Source organism: Acinetobacter sp. P1(2023) (genome assembly GCF_028367635.1).
GTDB lineage: Bacteria > Pseudomonadota > Gammaproteobacteria > Pseudomonadales > Moraxellaceae > Acinetobacter > Acinetobacter pittii_E.
Window position 1 is genome coordinate 282,515 of record NZ_JAQNDD010000001.1, and the last position, 18,810, is coordinate 301,324.

17 protein-coding genes and 2 pseudogenes are annotated in these 18,810 nt (G+C 41.2%); 15 read left to right on the forward strand and 4 right to left on the reverse strand.

The window, feature by feature from the left end; all coding sequences use genetic code 11:
• Positions 1 to 59: 59 nt before the first annotated feature.
• The gene (locus POD11_RS01330; protein WP_079748319.1) at positions 60 to 260 is read left to right on the forward strand and encodes a heavy-metal-associated domain-containing protein; all 201 of its coding nucleotides are present in this window, start codon (positions 60 to 62) and stop codon (positions 258 to 260) included.
• A 57-nt stretch (positions 261 to 317) separates the two neighbouring features.
• On the opposite strand, the gene mobR is transcribed toward POD11_RS01330, so the two are convergent.
• Positions 318 to 1,988 carry a phenol degradation transcriptional regulator MobR gene (mobR, locus tag POD11_RS01335; RefSeq protein ID WP_262456048.1) on the reverse strand — a complete coding sequence of 557 codons (1,671 nt, stop codon included), beginning with the start codon at positions 1,986 to 1,988 and terminating at the stop codon, positions 318 to 320.
• 369 nt (positions 1,989 to 2,357) lie between these two features.
• Here mobR and POD11_RS01345 point away from each other — a divergent pair, with 369 nt between their 5' ends.
• The 7 genes from POD11_RS01345 to POD11_RS01375 all read left to right on the forward strand — a co-directional run bounded on the left by POD11_RS01345 (position 2,358) and on the right by POD11_RS01375 (position 8,082).
• On the forward strand, positions 2,358 to 2,645 hold the full coding sequence (locus POD11_RS01345) for a phenol hydroxylase subunit (RefSeq protein WP_000193471.1): 288 nt from the start codon (positions 2,358 to 2,360) through the stop codon (positions 2,643 to 2,645).
• A gap of 20 nt (positions 2,646 to 2,665) precedes the next feature.
• A complete protein-coding gene (locus tag POD11_RS01350) occupies positions 2,666 to 3,667 on the forward strand; it encodes an aromatic/alkene monooxygenase hydroxylase subunit beta (RefSeq protein WP_262456050.1) in 1,002 nt (333 codons plus the stop codon).
• 11 nt (positions 3,668 to 3,678) lie between these two features.
• Positions 3,679 to 3,945: an MmoB/DmpM family protein gene (locus POD11_RS01355; RefSeq protein WP_000049448.1), complete on the forward strand. Its 267-nt coding sequence runs from the start codon at positions 3,679 to 3,681 to the stop codon at positions 3,943 to 3,945.
• Between the two features lie 45 nt (positions 3,946 to 3,990).
• On the forward strand, positions 3,991 to 5,517 hold the full coding sequence (locus POD11_RS01360) for an aromatic/alkene/methane monooxygenase hydroxylase/oxygenase subunit alpha (protein ID WP_239968068.1): 1,527 nt from the start codon (positions 3,991 to 3,993) through the stop codon (positions 5,515 to 5,517).
• 59 nt (positions 5,518 to 5,576) lie between these two features.
• Entirely contained in the window at positions 5,577 to 5,939 is a 363-nt protein-coding gene (locus POD11_RS01365; protein ID WP_239968066.1) for a phenol hydroxylase subunit P4, read from the forward strand.
• A 14-nt stretch (positions 5,940 to 5,953) separates the two neighbouring features.
• Positions 5,954 to 7,015 (forward strand): NADH:ubiquinone reductase (Na(+)-transporting) subunit F, encoded by a 1,062-nt coding sequence (locus POD11_RS01370; RefSeq protein WP_262456051.1) that lies wholly within the window; start codon positions 5,954 to 5,956, stop codon positions 7,013 to 7,015.
• A gap of 185 nt (positions 7,016 to 7,200) precedes the next feature.
• The gene (locus POD11_RS01375; RefSeq protein ID WP_239968062.1) at positions 7,201 to 8,082 is read left to right on the forward strand and encodes a SphA family protein; all 882 of its coding nucleotides are present in this window, start codon (positions 7,201 to 7,203) and stop codon (positions 8,080 to 8,082) included.
• A gap of 49 nt (positions 8,083 to 8,131) precedes the next feature.
• Here the strand turns inward: POD11_RS01375 and POD11_RS01380 are convergent, their stop codons facing one another.
• Positions 8,132 to 9,091 (reverse strand): LysR family transcriptional regulator, encoded by a 960-nt coding sequence (locus tag POD11_RS01380; RefSeq protein ID WP_016141656.1) that lies wholly within the window; start codon positions 9,089 to 9,091, stop codon positions 8,132 to 8,134.
• A 44-nt stretch (positions 9,092 to 9,135) separates the two neighbouring features.
• Positions 9,136 to 9,266, reverse strand: a pseudogene (locus POD11_RS01385) (hypothetical protein).
• Between the two features lie 104 nt (positions 9,267 to 9,370).
• Between POD11_RS01385 and benA the strand changes: the two are divergent.
• The 7 genes and pseudogenes from benA to POD11_RS01420 all read left to right on the forward strand — a co-directional run bounded on the left by benA (position 9,371) and on the right by POD11_RS01420 (position 17,539).
• Positions 9,371 to 10,753: a benzoate 1,2-dioxygenase large subunit gene (gene benA, locus POD11_RS01390; protein WP_031947818.1), complete on the forward strand. Its 1,383-nt coding sequence runs from the start codon at positions 9,371 to 9,373 to the stop codon at positions 10,751 to 10,753.
• Positions 10,750 to 11,269: pseudogene (gene benB / locus POD11_RS01395) on the forward strand (benzoate 1,2-dioxygenase small subunit). The gene benA and the pseudogene benB overlap by 4 nt, the downstream one beginning before the upstream one ends.
• A 52-nt stretch (positions 11,270 to 11,321) precedes the next feature.
• The gene (gene benC, locus POD11_RS01400; protein ID WP_262456052.1) at positions 11,322 to 12,338 is read left to right on the forward strand and encodes a benzoate 1,2-dioxygenase electron transfer component BenC; all 1,017 of its coding nucleotides are present in this window, start codon (positions 11,322 to 11,324) and stop codon (positions 12,336 to 12,338) included.
• Between the two features lie 21 nt (positions 12,339 to 12,359).
• The gene (locus tag POD11_RS01405) at positions 12,360 to 13,145 is read left to right on the forward strand and encodes a 1,6-dihydroxycyclohexa-2,4-diene-1-carboxylate dehydrogenase (protein WP_262456053.1); all 786 of its coding nucleotides are present in this window, start codon (positions 12,360 to 12,362) and stop codon (positions 13,143 to 13,145) included.
• 58 nt (positions 13,146 to 13,203) lie between these two features.
• Positions 13,204 to 14,397: a benzoate/H(+) symporter BenE gene (gene benE / locus POD11_RS01410; protein ID WP_262456054.1), complete on the forward strand. Its 1,194-nt coding sequence runs from the start codon at positions 13,204 to 13,206 to the stop codon at positions 14,395 to 14,397.
• Between the two features lie 478 nt (positions 14,398 to 14,875).
• The gene (locus tag POD11_RS01415) at positions 14,876 to 16,234 is read left to right on the forward strand and encodes an aromatic acid/H+ symport family MFS transporter (protein WP_262456055.1); all 1,359 of its coding nucleotides are present in this window, start codon (positions 14,876 to 14,878) and stop codon (positions 16,232 to 16,234) included.
• 42 nt (positions 16,235 to 16,276) lie between these two features.
• On the forward strand, positions 16,277 to 17,539 hold the full coding sequence (locus tag POD11_RS01420; protein WP_262456056.1) for an OprD family porin: 1,263 nt from the start codon (positions 16,277 to 16,279) through the stop codon (positions 17,537 to 17,539).
• A gap of 103 nt (positions 17,540 to 17,642) precedes the next feature.
• Here the strand turns inward: POD11_RS01420 and POD11_RS01425 are convergent, their stop codons facing one another.
• Positions 17,643 to 18,749 (reverse strand): beta-ketoacyl-ACP synthase III, encoded by a 1,107-nt coding sequence (locus POD11_RS01425; RefSeq protein ID WP_262456057.1) that lies wholly within the window; start codon positions 18,747 to 18,749, stop codon positions 17,643 to 17,645.
• Positions 18,750 to 18,810 lie beyond the last annotated feature (61 nt).

Consider the following 18,810-nt stretch of genomic DNA (forward strand, 5'->3'; position numbering starts at 1 on the left):
AATCATGACAAGGTTTAGACTCAGTGTTATCCAAACAAATATCTCGTTCTTGATGGAGTATGAATATGAAATTACTTATTGAAAATATGACTTGTGGCGGCTGCGCTCGTGGTGTGACTGCGACGATTCAAGATGTCGATCCAAATGCAAAAGTAGATGTAGACTTAGCAACAAAAATCGTGACTGTTGAAAGCAGTGAAAGCGTCGATAAAATTACTGAAGCACTTGAAGAAGATGGTTTCCCAGCTCAAGTGCAATAATGAATAAGGCCTAACGTTTAAAGTTAGGCCTTTATTTTTGATCTTGTTGATATTGACTCAAATCTGAAATTTTTTAATTCGATAATCCAGTGCTGCTCGAGTTAGCCCCAATAAACGTGCTGCTTCAGACACATTATGATTGGCTTTTTTTAGGGCTGTTAAAATTAACCGCCTCTCGTGTTCTTCTAAATTAAACTCTGCCTGTAACAATTGCTCAAAATCAGTTTCAACCGCTACAGCCTGCTCTGGATCATGCTTGATCTGTGGAAAAATGGCATTTAACTTAATCAGTTGCTGATCATCCGTTAATAAAACCGCCCTTTCTAATAAGTTTTCCAACTCACGAATATTTCCCGGCCATTCATATTGCTGCATAAAAACTTTGGTCTTTTCACTTACACCCTGAATGGTTTTACCGTACATTTTTTCAAAACGATGAAGAAAGTGTTCAACCAGTAAAGGAATGTCTTCACGCCGCTCCCGCAAAGGCGGAATCTGCACTGGAAAAATATTTAAACGATAATACAAATCTGCCCGAAAGCGGCCTGTTTTCACAGCCTGCTCAAGATCTTCATTGGTTGCTGTAATTACACGAACATCTAAAATACGAGTTTGTGAGTCTCCTACTCGCTCAAATTCACCTTCTTGCAAAATGCGTAATAGTGCTGCTTGTGCACGAGGTGAAAGCTCAATCACTTCATCTAAAAAAATAGTACCGCCATTGGCTCGTTCAAACTTACCCAAGCGGGATTGATGAGCTCCTGTATAGGCACCTTTTTCTACACCAAATAACTCAGACTCAATTAACTCTGGTGGAATAGCCGCACAGTTTACCGCAATAAAAGGTTGCTCTTTTCTTTGACTATTTTCATGAACCCCTCGTGCAAAAGCTTCTTTACCAACACCTGTTTCGCCTTGTAGCAAAATGGAAACTTTCGAACCTGCTGCTTTTGTAAGTAATGCACAGACCTGTTTATAAGACGCTGACTTACCCACAGAACTAAATAATTGGTAATCGGCTTCACTGTCGCTATAAATTGATTTTTTAAGCTCAAAAAGTTCAGCTTGCAACGCAATCAGTTCTTTTTCCATGGGTTCGGGAGACATGAACTGAATCAGCTCATCTGCATTTTCCCATTCTTCCAAAGGTTTACCGATAATACGGCAATGTTCATCGCCACAAGCCTTACACTCTATTTCTTGATAAATAATGGTCATGCCCGTCGCAAAACTACTATATCCACATGCATACCCCAAAAGCATCCAACACGCAGGTTCATCACTTGGGCCAAAATGCTCTAAATGCACATCGGCTTCAAAAGAGTTAAGCCAATTTAAATCGGCATAAAACTGTTTTTTATCGTGGCTTAAATTGAGTTGGTTGGCCTGTACTTGAACCATTCCGCGAATCGCATGCATTTGTGGACCCGCCATAAAAGCATCGTGTTCATTTAAATCGGGACGCATTTTTGTTGTAACTTCTGCATCCTTTAACCCAGCTTGATACCCTAAACGAATAAAGAAACGCTTAGTCCGCTCAAGCCCGATCATATTGGCTAAATCTTTACGCAAATATCCCATAATGCTGGTGTGTAAAAGCAGCATCCGATATTCATCAAACCAGATTTGGCCGTGGGCAGTATCAAAGTGCAGTTTAGACAGCAAATCGTGAATTTCTTGCGGATGATCTGCGTATCGTCCCGTTTTATCGTATTTTACTCGAGCCATGAGTGATCTGTTTTAATCCATTAAACACATTTGGGTTTTATCTCATCTTATCGAAGAACCAGATAAATGTCCTAGTACCTTAAAGACATAACTTCATACTAAAAAAGTATCTCTACATCTCTCCATTTAAAGCCTTAAACATTCTAAAAAGAAATTTTTACGACCCTCTTCATCAAATCATGAATATCTCTATTTCACCATTCAAAAAAATTCATGAAATGGTGAATTTTAAAAATGCCTCACTTTTTACAAAAATCATAACAAACTGTTTTTTATAATAAAAATAAAGTTGGCATAGCTTTTGTAAAGCTTATAGCGAGAGCAAGGAGCATTCATCAATTTCAAGACCATGTCTTGATGGAGTAAAGCATGACGCAACCTCAAGTCGAAGCATTAACCAAATATATTCGGGTCACTGGCGACTTAAACGCAGAGTTTATCGAATTCGATTTTGCCATTCATGACCCAAGTCTATTTGTGGAACTGGTTTTGCCTAAACATGCATTTAATGATTTTTGTAAGACCAATCAAGTGGTTGAAATGACCCAAGAGCAACAAGCTTTTAATGATGCTCAGGAAGAAAAATGGCGCTATGGCACTGAAGCAACCTTAGTCGGCACGCAACGTAATAGCAATGATCACGATGATCAGATGTAAAAATATAAGGAGATAAAGCCATGACTTTAGAAATCAAAACGTCAAATGTCGAACCTATTCGCCAGAACTACGCCTATATCGAAAGACGATTTGGTAGTAAGCCAGCAACTCGATATCAAGAAGTAAGTTTCGATGTACAGGCAGAAACTAACTTCCACTATCGTCCTTTGTGGAAACCTGAAAAGACTTTAAATGACAAAACCCATACCGCCCTGCAAATGCAAGATTGGTATGCATTTAAAGATCCGCGTCAATTCTATTATGGAACTTATGTTCAACACCGTGCACGTTTGCAGGACACAGCCGAAAGTAATTTTGCTTTTTTTGAAAAACGTCAGCTTGCAGAACATTTGTCTGATGAAGTTAAAGCTAAGGTTATTGAGTGTCTATTGCCATTTCGCCATGTTGAACAAACTGCAAACTTACACATGATGTCTGGCAGTGCCTATGGTTATGGCACGGTGCTTACCCAAGCTTGTATTTATGCCGCGATGGATCATTTAGGCATAGCGCAATACATCTCACGTATTGGCTTAGCTTTAGATGGTAATAGCGGCGACTCACTACAGCAGGCAAAACAGGCTTGGATGCAAAATCCTGCATGGCAAGGCTTGCGCCGTTTATGTGAAGAAAGCCTCACCGAGCAAGACTACTTCAAGCTTTTCTTATTACAAAATCTTGTGATTGACGGCTTTGTGACAGAGCTTGTTTATCAACAGTTTGATCAGTGGTTAGTCACTCAAAATGCTCGCGACTTAGCCATGCTGACTGAGTTTATGAAAGACACTTTAGGTGATTTACGTAAGTGGTCAGACACCGTCATTAAAACTGCCGCAGCAGAGTCCGATCACAACAAACAGCTATTAAATGAATGGTTCATCCAATCTTTAGCTCAAGTAAAAGCGGCCTTTGCATCTTGGGCAGCAACTGCCTTAACAACAGATGCTGTCGATCAAGCAGAACAAGTTGTGATTGATCGCGCAAAAAAACTCGGCCTACAACCAGAACTTGCAAATGCTTAAGGAGAAGCAACATGTCTAAAGTCTATCTCGCGTTACAAGACAACGATACTTCACGCTACATCATTGAGGCGATTGAAGAAGATAACCCTGAAGCTTCAATTCAATATTTACCCGCTATGATTCGCATTGAAAGTGAAACTGATTTGGTCATTAAAGCCGAAACCGTATCTGAAAAACTAGGCCAAGATTGGGACATCCAATCATTACAACTCAACATGATTACGCTAGGCGGCAATGTCGAAGAAGATGACGACACCTTCCGCCTTCATTGGAATTAATCACAACATAGACGTTGTTTAACAAAGATTTAAGGATGATCAATCATGACAACTCAAACCAAAGAAACAAGCAAAAAATTAAATGCGAAAGATCGTTACCGTGCATTAACTCGTGATCTGGACTGGGACTTTTCTTATGCGGACCGTAAAGAGGCCTTCCCTTATGAAGAGTTTGAAGGCATCAAAATTACGGACTGGTCTAAATGGGAAGATCCATTCCGTTTAACTATGGATGCTTACTGGAAATATCAGGCAGAAAAAGAGAAAAAACTTTATGCGATTTTTGATGCCTTTGCTCAAAACAATGGCCAGATGAATGTCAGCAATGAACGCTACTTAAATGCCATCAAACTCTTTTTAACGGCGGTGACCCCCCTTGAATATCAGGCTTATCAAGGTTATGCCCATGTAGGCCGCCAGTTTAGTGGAATTGGAGCACGTATTGCTTCTCAGATGCAGTCGATTGATGAGCTGCGTCATGTACAGACCCAAATTCATGCCATGAGCCATTACAACAAATTCTTTGATGGTTTTCAGGACTGGGCGCATATGCATGACCGTGTTTGGTATTTGTCTGTGCCTAAATCATTTTTTGAAGATGCCCGTTCGGCTGGCCCTTTCGAGTTTTTATTAGCGATTAGTTTTGCTTTTGAATATGTACTTACCAACTTGCTGTTTGTTCCGTTTATGTCGGGTGCAGCTTATAACGGCGATATGGCAACCGTAACCTTTGGTTTTAGTGCACAGTCAGATGAAGCACGCCACATGACGCTTGGTCTGGAAATCGTAAAATTCTTGCTCGAACAACATGAAGACAATGTACCTATTGTGCAGGAATGGATTGATAAATGGTTCTGGCGTGGGACGCGTTTGCTTTCAATTGTAGGCATGATGATGGACTACATGCTGCCAAACAAAGTGATGTCTTGGAAAGAAGCTTGGGAAGTTTATTTTGAACAAGCAGGCGGTGCGCTATTTAAAGATTTAAGCCGTTATGGCATTCGTATGCCGAAATATAGTGATGTCATTGTGAAAGAAAAAGAGCATGTCTCACATCAGGCATGGTGGATTTTCTACAACTTTGGTCATGCGGCCGGTTTCCATACATGGATTCCAACCGATGAAGAAATGGATTGGTTATCTGCTAAATATCCAGACACTTTTGATAAATACTACCGTCCAAAATGGGAGCTGGCTCGCAAAATGGAAGCCGAAGGTAAACGCTTCTACAGCGCAGGTTTACCACAGCTTTGTCAGGTTTGTCAGATACCAATGACCTTTACCGAAATGGGCGATGATCCGACTCAGTTTAGTTATCGCCATAGCATCTACCAAAGCGAACGCTACCACACCTGTTCAGATGGTTGTCATGACATTTTCGAACGCGAGCCTGAGAAATATATACAAGCATGGCTACCTGTAAATCAAATTTTACAAGGCAATTGTGGTGGCGGTGACCTTGAAACCATGCTCCGCGATTATTACCGCATGAATGTGGGTGCCGACAATCTGGATATTGAAGGTTCACCAGATCAACAGCGCTGGAAAAAATGGAAAGGCAACGCAGCTTAAGCACAAGGAATTGTTCAGGCAGTCATCAAGCTGCCTGATAGGAAATAAGGAGATTGAACATGACTGTTCGCGCGATACACAACAACTATCAATTTGAACCGCTTGATCTGCAAAAAAACTATGGCGATCAATTCCTACTTTACGTGGGTTGGGATCATCACACCCTTTTTTGCTCGGCACATGCCATGCTTGTCTCGCCTCAACAAACTTTTGGGCAGTTGATTGAGCAACAAATTACAGGTGGTTTTGCCCAACATCCAGATTTTGCCAAAATTGATTGGTCAAAAGTGCAGTACATCTTAGATGATCAAACAATCACTCCAGAGAGTACAAAAACTTTGGCAGAGCTGGGTTTTGGTCATAAGTCATTACTTCGTTTCGTTACGCCAGAATTAAATGGCTATAACGACAGTTACGTTTAATTCGGAGGTGTGTCATGAGTTATCAAGTCACCATTGAACCGATCGGAACAACGATTGAAGTAGAAGAAGACCAAACCATTTTAGATGCCGCTTTACGCCAAGGCGTTTGGTTACCCTTTGCCTGTGGTCATGGCACTTGCGGGACATGCAAGGTTCAAGTCACCGACGGTTTTTACGATTTTGGTGAAGCCTCGCCATTTGCACTCATGGATATTGAACGCGATGAAAACAAGGTGCTTGCTTGTTGCTGCAAACCACAGTCCGACATGGTTATTGAAGCCGATGTCGATGAAGACCCAGATTTCTTAGGTCATTTGGTTCAAGACTATCAAGCGACCGTAATTGAAATAAAAGACCTGTCGCCGACCATTAAGGGTATTCGTCTACAGCTAAATCGTCCAATCGAGTTCCAAGCGGGTCAATATATCAATGTCCAGTTCCCAGATATTGAAGGAACACGTGCATTTTCAATTGCCAATTCTCCAAGTGAAGTGGGCATTGTTGAGCTGCATATTCGTAAAGTTGAAGGCGGTGCAGCGACGACTTATGTACATGAACAGCTTGCCACGGGTGATCAGCTTGATATTTCAGGCCCTTACGGTCAATTTTTTGTACGCAAGTCAGATGATCAAAATGCTATTTTCATTGCAGGTGGCTCAGGTCTTTCAAGTCCACAATCGATGATTTTAGATTTGCTTGAGTCTGGAGATAGTCGCACGATTTACCTATTCCAAGGAGCGCGAGACTTGGCAGAGCTATATAACCGAGAATTGTTTGAACAACTCATGAAGGACTATCCGAACTTCCGTTATATCCCTGCTCTTAATGCGCCAAAAGCAGAAGACCAATGGACTGGATTTACCGGATTCGTGCACGAGGCTGTCGCTAATTACTTTGAAAATCGATGTGGCGGACACAAAGCGTATTTGTGCGGCCCACCGATCATGATCGACTCGGCAATTTCAACGCTCATGCAGAGCCGTCTATTCGAACGCGATATTCATACTGAACGTTTCATAAGTGCAGCCGATGGTGCTGCTGGACAGGCGCGTTCGGCTTTGTTTAAACACATATAGAGAAAACCCTTAAATAACCCGATTTATAAACATGGGCTTTGTATTTGTAATTTAGAAAGCAAATACAAAGCTCACAGGAGTTCTGCATTCCAAATTTACAGGTTAAACAGACTCAGACTTTTAAAGACCGTTAAGGAATAACGTTTTTTTAGTGACAAGCCAAACAACACAGAATAGGACATTCTATGAATAACAAAATTGCTGCAATCATATGTGGTGTAATCAGCACCCTTTACCTTCCTTCTGCATTTGCGACAGAAAATGGTTCCGACTCTTTTGCCTTAGGTGCTGAAGGTATGATGGCCGGTGCCCTACCACCTGCTGGTGTCTACTTACTTAGTTATTATCAAAATTATCATGCATCAGAGTTTCAAAATGGTCCCGATCAGTTCCATGTTGATGTCAACGCCGTGGTTCCTCGTTTGGTCTGGATGACCGATCAAAAAATAATGGATGGACAACTCGGGTTTTATGCAGCCCAGCCATTGGTTGATCTACGCCTTAAAGTAAATGGAATGGCCGACTCAAACCAAGGTCTCGGAGACTTGATTTTGGGTGGTATGCTCGGCTGGCATCAAGGAAATCATCACTGGATTGCAGCTCTAGAAACCGTACTGGGGACAGGTGAATACGACACTCCAAGTGAGACACATCCAGTTGAAGCTAATCTCGGGAAAAACTATCACACCATTCGACCTATTCTTGCCTATAGTTATGCCAATGCGGCAGGTTTAGATCTTTCAACTAAATTTTCTTATAGCTGGAATACGCGTAACGACGCGACCGACTATAAGTCGGGACAATACATTGCGGGCGACTATAGCTTAGGTTACCGCATTAATCCCAAACTCAAAGTTGCAGTTGAAGGCTACGCTTTTAAACAAACTACAGATGACAAAGTAAACGGAAGTGACATTGGGTTTAAAGGACAGGCTTTTGCAATTGGTCCAGGCATTCAATATGCCGATAAAAACTGGTCTATTGAAGCCAAATTTTTAAAAGAAACCGAAGTCGAATATCGTCCCGAAGGCCACACTAGCTGGCTAAAACTGATTTGGGCTTTCTAAAACACATCAATGCATAGCTTCAATCTTTGAGGCTATGCATTCACTTTATTTAAAAATCAATACCGTTTGAATCATCTATCGGGTTCTGATCGAGCGTAAAAACGGTGCGTTTATATGGAATACCTTCTAAATCATAAACCTGATAAATACAGTCAAATAAAAGCTGTAAGTCTTCACTTCGGTCCATTGCGCGTGCAGTAATGAAAATCGGGCTGACTGCACCGTTATCTAAAATCGGAATGTAGTTTAAATGAGGAAAACGGATGGTGTCGGCACTTGCTGGAATAATACATATCCCTTCTCCCGCTGCGACTAGGCCCAGAGCCAATTGAATTTCGCGTATTTCATGCAAATTTTTCGGAACCAAACTATGCTCGGCAAAGATGTTTAAAAGCTGAGTGGAAAAATTAGGTTTAGGCGATGTGGGATACATAAACATCTTTTCATCAATCAAGTCAGCTAGATATACCCCTTCCGTACGCTGAGCTATGGGATGACTCGTATGCGCGGCAACTACCAAACGCTCTTTACGTAAAAGAATACGTCTCACAGCAGGGTCACTAATTCTTAAACGACCAAACCCGACATCAATACGCCCTTCTTTTAATGCCTGTAACTGTTCAGTTGTGCTTAACTCCATGAGTTGAATGTTCAGATGAGGTTGCTGCTGGCGAAATAAATAAATAATTCGTGGCAGTAAACCGTAGAGCAAAGACCCAACAAAACCAATGGTCATACTTCTTTCAATGAGACCAATACGCTTGGTCATACTTTTTATTTCTTCAGCATTCGACAAAAGTTTAACAGCATGCTGATAAAAGAAATGTCCGGCTGGGGTTGTCTGTAAAGGACGGCTTCCTCGCTCAAACAGTTGAATTCCAAGCTCACTTTCCAGATTTTGAATCTGTCGACTCAAAGGTGGTTGAGCAATAAATAGTTTTTCGGCCGCCTTTGTAAAGCTCTGTTCTTCAACAACAGCCACAAAATACCGTAAATGTCTTAGTTCCATCAGGTTTCCATACCTTTAAGATATAAAAAAATGCAAATTCAGTCTTAGACACAGTTTAACCATTCTTTTAAGGTATATACAAGCAACAAACCGATGAAGTGATGAATCGCTTGGTGAAAAAAGCCTTCTTGCCAACCTTCCCGTGATTCATCTTCATCAATTCACGGTTAAACACCCAGCGCACTCAGGCGCTTCATTGACAATATTAGGATATCAAGACCTTTAAGAGTAGCTAAGGCCTTGGTGACTTCCACACTTTTGGAAAGTCGGAGAACGGACATGCCACGTATTCCTGTAATCAATACTAGCCATCTTGACCGTATTGATGAATTACTTGTCGATAACATCGATACAGGTGAATTTAAACTTCATCGCTCAGTGTTTACTGACGAAGCTCTATTCGACCTCGAAATGAAATACATCTTCGAAGGTAATTGGGTTTATTTAGCACACGAAAGCCAAATTCCAAACAATAATGACTACTACACCACGCACATTGGTCGTCAGCCGGTCATTATTGCACGTAACCGTAACGGCGAACTCAATGCCATGATCAATGCGTGTTCACACCGCGGAGCACAACTTTGCCGATACAAACGTGGTAACAAAGCAACATATACCTGCCCTTTTCACGGTTGGACGTTTAATAACTCGGGTAAATTGCTCAAGGTTAAAGATCCAAGTGAAGCAGGCTATTCTGACTGTTTTAACCAAGACGGCTCACATGACCTGAAAAAAGTGGCTCGTTTTGAGAGCTACAAAGGCTTCTTATTCGGTAGCTTAAATCCCGACGTTCCGTCACTTGAAGAGTTCTTGGGTGAAACCACCAAAATCATCGACATGATTGTTGATCAGTCTGAACATGGCCTTGAAGTTTTACGTGGTTCATCTACCTATACCTACGAAGGTAACTGGAAACTCACCGCTGAAAATGGTGCCGATGGTTACCACGTTTCTGCTGTTCACTGGAACTATGCAGCAACAACTCAACACCGTAAAGAAACTCAAGCTGCCGATAACATCCGCGCGATGAGTGCAGGTTCTTGGGGTAAACAAGGCGGTGGCTCGTATGGCTTTGAAAATGGCCACATGTTGCTGTGGACACAATGGGCAAACCCAGAAGATCGTCCAAACTTCCCGAAAGCAGATGAATACACCGAAAAATACGGTGAAGCGATGTCGAAATGGATGATTGAGCGTTCACGTAACTTGTGTCTCTATCCAAACGTTTATTTGATGGATCAGTTCGGTTCACAAATTCGTGTACTTCGCCCACTTTCAGTCAATAGAACCGAAGTCACCATTTACTGTATCGCGCCTAAAGGCGAAGCACCAGAAGCACGCGCACGTCGTATCCGTCAATATGAAGATTTCTTTAATGCCTCAGGCATGGCAACACCAGACGATTTAGAAGAATTCCGTGCTTGTCAGGCAGGCTACGCAGGTATTGCACTTGAGTGGAATGACATGTGCCGCGGTTCAAAACACTGGATTTATGGACCAGACGATGCAGCAAACGAAATTGGTTTAAAACCCATGTTAAGTGGTATCAAAACTGAAGATGAAGGTCTTTATCTTGCCCAACATCAATATTGGTTACAGACCATGAAACATGCGATTGCATCAGAGAAAGAAATTGCTGATCAGGGAGAAACAGCATGAGTGCTCAAGACAAAGCAACTTTAGAAAATATTGCTCAGTTTCTCTATCGTGAAGCTCGTTTTTTAGATGATGAACAATGGGATGACTGGCTTGAATGCTATGCACCGGAAGCATCTTTCTGGATGCCAGCTTGGGATGATGACGACAGATTAACTGAAGATCCGCAATCTGAAATTTCACTTATTTATTATCCGGACCGTCAAGGTTTAGAAGATCGAGTGTTCCGTATTAAAACCGAGCGCTCATCTGCAACCATGCCGGACACACGCACAAGCCACAATATTGCCAACGTTGAAGTCGTAGAGCGTGATGGCGACAAAGTCACTGTTCGCTTTAACTGGAATACTTTGAGTTTCCGTTACAAGACAAATTACAGCTATTTCGGTATGTCACGTTATGTGATCGATTTTTCAGGTGATCAACCAAAAATCTTGAGCAAGTATGTCGTTTTAAAAAATGACTACATCAACCAAGTAATTGATATCTATCACCTTTAAAACATACCCCCTCAGCTAAACGGATTGTTGGCTGAGGGTGAAAGTTTCAAATATTTTGTAGGATACATGCCATGTCAAACCACAATGTTGCACTTCAATTTGAAGATGGTGTTACACGTTTCATTAACGTCGCTCAGGGCGAAACCTTATCTGACGCAGCCTATCGCCAAAAAATTAATATTCCTTTGGATTGCCGAGATGGTGCATGTGGAACTTGCCGCGCATTTTGCGAGACCGGTAGTTATGACATGCCAGAAGAAACCTATATTGAAGATGCATTAACCCCTGAAGAAGCTGAGCAAGGCTATATTCTTGCTTGCCAATGTCGACCAACTTCAGATGCGGTATTCCAAATTCAAGCGTCGTCAGATGTTTGCAAAACAGAAATTCATAGCTTCCAAGGCACATTAGCCCGCGTTGAAAATTTATCAGATTCAACCATTACATTTGATATTCAACTTGATGAAGGTCAACCGGATATTCATTTCCTTGCAGGCCAGTATGTAAATGTTGCAATTCCTGAAACTGGCGAAACACGTTCATATTCATTTAGCTCAAAACCGGGCAATCGCTTAACGGGCTTTGTGGTACGTAATGTACCAAATGGCAAGATGAGTGAATTCTTAAGTAAAAATGCCAAAGCTGGCGACAAAATGACGTTTACCGGTCCATTCGGTAGCTTCTATTTACGTAATGTAGCTCGCCCAGTACTGATGTTGGCAGGCGGTACAGGCATTGCCCCATTTATGTCGATGTTACAAGTGCTTGAAGAAAAAGGTTCAGAACAGCCTGTTCGTTTAGTCTTTGGTGTCACTAATGACTTTGATTTGGTTGCTCTAGAAAAACTCAATGAATTGCAGGCGAAATTCCCGTGGTTCGAATACCGAACTGTGGTTGCAAGTCCTGAAAGTCAGCATGAGCGCAAAGGCTATGTAACGGGTCATATTGAAAGTGAATGGTTAAACGGAGGTGATGTCGATGTTTATCTATGTGGTCCAGTACCAATGGTAGAAGCGGTACGTGGCTGGTTAGAAACTGAAAATATCAAACCTGCTAATTTCTTGTTTGAAAAATTCTCTGCAAACTAACTCAAGGTGGAGAAGTGATCTATGTCAAACCGTCAAAGATTTACTAATAAAGTCGTGATTGTTACAGGTAGTGCCCAAGGTATTGGCCGTGGCGTGGCACTACAAGTCGCGGCTGAAGGCGGCCAAGTCATCATGGCTGACCGCTCTGAATATGTTGAAGACGTTCTCAAAGAAATTCAGAGTGCAGGCGGTGATGCTGTCACGATTAACGCTGACCTTGAAACCTATGCAGGCGCGCAAGCAGTTGTTGCAAAAGCCATTGAACATTATGGTCGGGTAGATATCCTGATTAATAACGTAGGCGGCGCGATCTGGATGAAACCTTTTGAAGAGTTTTCTGAAGAAGAGATCATTAAGGAAGTGAATCGCTCGTTATTTCCAACGTTATGGTGTTGCCGCGCTGTGTTGCCCGCTATGATTAAGCAACAATCGGGTGTTATTGTAAATGTATCTTCAATTGCAACCCGTGGTATTAACCGTATTCCCTACTCTGCATCTAAAGGCGGTGTAAATGCTCTAACAGCATCACTCGCTTTTGAACATGCTAAAGATCGGATCCGAGTCAATGCCGTTGCGACTGGTGGAACTGAAGCACCACCTCGTAAAGTGCCACGTAACACCAACCCATTAAGTCAAAATGAAAAAGACTGGATGCAGCAAGTGGTTGATCAAACCATAGATCGAACATTTATGGGCCGTTATGGCACAATTCAAGAACAAGTGAATGCAATTTTATTTCTTGCATCAGATGACGCATCCTATATGACTGGCTCAGTTATTTCGGTCGGAGGTGGAGATCAGGGTTAACCCTGATCTTTTTACATGATTGGGTAAATAATATGATTTGCATGGAGGCAATCAAACAATGGCAACCCTGTTCAAGACATTAAAAAATGACTGGTCCATATCAGCCACTGTTGCTGGCTTTCTTGCGGTTTTAATTTCTTACTCAGGCCCACTGATTATTTTTTTCCAAGCTGCTCAACGTGCCCATGTCTCTACCGATATGATGGTGTCATGGATTTGGGGAATTTCAATTGGTGCCGCCGTTTCAGGGATTTATCTTTCAATTAAATATAAAACGCCTGTCATAACTGCGTGGTCTGCACCAGGTACTGCCCTATTGGTTACCCTGTTTCCAAACGTCTCACTGAATGAAGCAGTAGCTGCCTATATTACTTCTGCCATCGTTATTTTTTTAATTGGCGTTACTGGTTACTTCGATAAGTTACTTAAATGGATTCCGCAAGATGTCGCTGCCGGCATGATGGCAGGTATTCTTTTTCAATTCGGTATTGGCCTATTTACTGCATCTGATAGCATGCCTTTTATTGTCTTTAGCATGCTCATTGTTTTTTTAATTGCCAAACGTTTAATGCCGCGCTACACCATGATTTGGGTATTAGCTGCCGGAGTTTTATTAAGCCTCATTTTAGGCAAGATGAATCCGGTTGATGTGAGTTTTAGTTTAGCGATCCCGCAGTGGATTAGCCCAGAATGGACATGGAACTCAACGCTCAACCTCGCTGTTCCTCTCATTCTAGTCAGCCTAACCGGCCAATTTTTACCGGGTATGGCGATTATGAAACTCAGCGGTTACGACACGCCAGCCAAACCGATTATTACTGTCACTAGTATTGCCTCTTTAGCCGTTGCCTGTGTCGGCGGTATTACAATTGTGCTTGCCTCAATTACCGCAGCTTTATGTATGGGCAAAGATGCACATGAACTCAAAGAAAAACGCTATATCGCAGGAATCGCCAACGGAATTTTTTATATTTTAGGAGGCTTATTTGCTGGCAGTATTGTCATGCTCTTTAGCCTCCTTCCTAAAGAGTTGGTTGCAGCACTAGCAGGTTTAGCCTTGCTTGGAGCAATTGCCACCAATATTTCTGTTGCCATGAAAAATGACAATCAACGTGATGCCGCACTTATTACCTTTTTAGCCACGGCATCAGGCATGCATTTTCTTGGATTAAGCTCAGTTTTTTGGGGTATTTGTATTGGTGTAATCGCCCATTTCATTCTTACACCACGATCAGCTCCCATCACAAATTAAGTTTTTTATCTAAATCCCCCAGCTAAAATAAAGCTTAAATCGCCAAATCAGACAGCAAATAATTTGCTCATTCTGATTTGGCGATTTTTTATTGAATATAAATTAAATTTCATTTTTAAGATCAATCTCTAAAATAATTAAATAATAGACTTTAGTATTTTATTTTTATATTTTCACTTCAATTCATAATATAAATCTATCTATATTTTTAACTGTGATTCTCACCAATAAAATCTATAAAAAAACATCTATAAAACCCTCAGAATTCTCATAATACAATATTCGACCCCATTTTAAACATTGTAATAAGACCAACTCAACCAATTAAAATAAACAATATTTTTCAATTATTTAAATCAACAAAAGTAAGATACCTAAAAGACATAAAGATATATCAATTAGGTTTTTGACTCTAATCCAATAACAAAATAGTTTATTAAAAAATAACGCGATGCTTCACAAATTGGAGGTGAAGAAAATGGATACGAGCAAGGTTAATATTAATGAGTTAATTGATAAAGCCAGTTTTACATCTTTTCATTGGAAAGTTTTAATCTGGTGCTTACTTATTATTATTTTTGATGGATATGATTTAGTTATTTATGGGGTTGCTCTTCCTCTGTTAATGCAGCAATGGTCATTAACTGCGGTAGAAGCTGGGTTACTCGCCAGTGCTGCGCTATTCGGGATGATGTTCGGTGCCATGATTTTCGGCACACTTTCAGACAAACTGGGACGTAAAAAGACTATTCTAATTTGTGTCACCTTATTTAGTGGTTTTACCTTTATAGGTGCCTTTGCTAAAGGGCCAACTGAATTTGCTATTTTACGCTTTATCGCAGGCCTTGGTATTGGTGGCGTTATGCCAAATGTCGTTGCGCTTATGACCGAATACGCACCAAAAAAAATCCGCAGTACATTAGTGGCAATCATGTTTAGTGGCTATGCAATTGGCGGCATGACATCAGCACTACTCGGCGCATGGCTGGTTAAAGATATGGGCTGGCAAATCATGTTTTTAATTGCGGGTATTCCCCTGTTATTGCTCCCGCTCATTTGGAAATTTTTGCCAGAGTCTCTCACCTTTTTAGTGAAATCAAACCATAGCGAGCAGGCAAAAAATATTGTTAGTAAAATTGCACCTCAAACTCAGGTAAACGCCAATACACAACTGGTGTTAAACGAAAGCACAACCACAGATGCACCTGTCCGTGCGCTTTTCCAACAAGGCCGTACCTTCAGCACATTTATGTTCTGGATTGCTTTCTTTATGTGCCTACTCATGGTGTATGCCTTAGGAAGCTGGTTACCTAAACTCATGCTGCAAGCGGGCTACTCATTAGGTGCGAGCATGTTATTCCTCTTTGCACTTAATATTGGCGGCATGGTCGGTGCAATTGGTGGCGGTGCTTTAGCAGACAGATTCCATTTAAAACCTGTTATTACGATCATGTTTATTGTGGGATCGGCAGCTTTAATTCTGCTTGGCATCAATAGTCCACAATTTATTTTATATAGCCTGATTGCAATTGCTGGTGCTGCCACAATTGGTTCTCAAATCTTACTCTACACTTTCGTTGCACAGTTCTATCCGACAGCACTTCGTTCAACTGGCATGGGCTGGGCATCTGGAATTGGACGTATTGGCGCAATTATCGGACCAGTTTTAACCGGAGCTCTACTCACCTTTGAGCTTCCTCACCAAATGAATTTCTTAGCGATTGCAATTCCTGGTGTGATTGCTGCACTTGCAATATTTATGGTCAATCTAAAAGCGTCTGTTGCTGCACAAACTCCATCAACTTTTAACCCTCAAAACACACTTACCCAGCAGTAAATATATGCGCCGAGGACTGGCGCATCTTTTTGGAAATGGATTATGGAATTATTACACTGCTTTAAGCCACATGCTTTAGCGATAGCAACATTATTAGGTTTCTTGACTAGCTCAAGTTTATGGGCAGCAGATACGGCTCAACAAAGCGAAGATGAATGGAAGTTCACGCTAAAGAATGCCTATATCAACCGTAATTTTGATAATGATGCACTCAAAGATACTGGTAGCTGGTCTCAGGCAGCATCGCTATTTTATAAATCGAAAATGCATGACACCCCTCTGCAAATTGCAGATAAGCCCATTACCATTGGTGCCGATGCTTCTGTTCAATACGCCGTGCGCTTGAGTTCAGATAAACATGTTGCGGACACGGTTTTGCCTTTTAATAAAGAAACTCAGTCACAAGCATCTGACTTTTTAAAATATGGTGCAACATTAAAGCTGGGCTATGACAAAACCCTTTTAAGTGTCGGTGAACTCTGGCTAGACTTACCTGTAACGGCTGTCGATGCTAGCCGACAACTGCTTGCCTCTTATTGGGGAACCAATCTTAAATCACAACTTTCAGATCAGCTTTATGCAGAAATTGGTCGGGTTGAAAAAGTATCTCCAAGAAATGAAGAAGACTTTAAAAAGTTTTCATTTACTGCAAATGGAGTTACTAAAGAATCTGATGGCTTAAATTACATAGATCTGCGCTATCAATTTACACCGTCACTCAAGGGCGAATACTACTTTGGTAATTTGGAAGACCTCTACAACAAACACTATGTCGGGCTTGAGCATAATTGGAAACAACCTAATTTTGCCCTCACCTCTAAGTTTAAATACTTCAATGCAAAAGATGACGGCAATACTTTTGATATTGATGCACAAAACATTGGGGTGTTAGAAACACTTAAAGTAAAGAACCATACCTTTGGTTTGGGTTATCAACAGATTATGGGTGAGTCGGCTTATCCATTACCAGATGGTTTCTTACCAGAGACCTATTTCATTAATTGGAATGCTACAGGTTTCTTTAAAGAAGATGAAAAGTCTTACCATGTTATGTATGGCTATGACTTTAAAGATTATGTACCGGGCTTAAATGCGATGGTGAAATATGTGTATGGCCATGACTTTAAAGCAGCCAATGGTGAGAAAAACCATGAGACTGAGTCAAATGTGATTTTAAATTATGCATTTCAGCAGCCGTTCTTAAAAGGCGTTGCCCTGCAATATATTCGGATTGATTACAACGTTAAACACGGCAATGACTTTGGTGAAGACCGCCTGTTTGTAAACTACACCAAAAAGTTTTAATAACTTTTGATTCAATCTAAGCGGGCCAATTTTGGCCTGCTTTTTATATTATTTCGCTAATAAAAAAACGCTCTTACGAGCGTTTTTTTATTAGCCTTGCAAATTAAGCAACATGCTTTTGTACAATAATCGAACCGACCGAATAACCAGCGCCGAAAGATGAAATCACGCCATATTCGCCATTATCCACTTCGTGGCCTGTACGGTGTAAAGCAATAATCACACCTGCTGAAGAGGTATTGGCAAACTCATCTAGAATAATTGGTGCTCGGCTTAGATCTGCCTCTTTACCAGCCACATATTTCAAGATTAATTCATTCATGTTGGCATTGGCTTGGTGTAACCAGAAGCGCTTAATATCGTTTGCAGTTAACTGCATTTTTTCCAACTGTGCATTAATGATTTTTGCTACGAGCGGACAAACATCTTTAAAGACTTTGCGGCCATCTTGACGGAATAACTTGTCGTCAACCACTGCATCTTCGCTACGGTTTAAGAAACCGAAGTTATTGCGAATGTTGTTTGAAAATTGAGTAAATAAATGAATATCTAAAATTTCAAAACCAGTTTTAGTCGTGGTTTCTTCAATAATAGAAGCCGTTGCAACATCACCAAAAATGAAGTGACAATCACGGTTACGGTAGTCTAGGTGACCCGATGTAATCTCAACGTTCACCAATAAAACACGGCGAGCACCCGAACGAATTGCATCAGCCGCTTGTTTCAAACCAAAAGTGGCAGCTGAACATGCTACGTTCATGTCGTAGGCATAACCTTGAATGCCAAGTGCCGATTGAATTTCAATCGCTACTGCCGGATAAGCACGCTGCATGTTTGAACATGCCAAAATTACAACATCGATATCTTCAGCAGTTACGCCTGCATTTTCCATTGCCTGCTTCGCAGCAATCACGCCCCACTCTGCTTGAAGTGAAAGTTCATCATTTGAACGTTCAGACAAACGAGGACGCAAGCGATTTGGATCGAGAATACCCGATTTCTCAATGACGTAACGGCGCTTAATACCAGACGCTTTTTCAATAAATTCAGCACTAGAACCACGTAACTCTTCTAGCTCACCTGCTGCAATTTTCTCTGCATTCTCTTGGTTATATTGTTCCACATAAGCATTTAAACTGTCGGCCAGTTCTTCATTAGAAATGATTTCTGTTGGGTGAAATAACCCAGTACCTGTGATACGAATGCCCATGTAAAACTCCTAAAAAAATGAATAGGGTCTGTTAATCTTTCATTTATAAATTGCGTTGTAG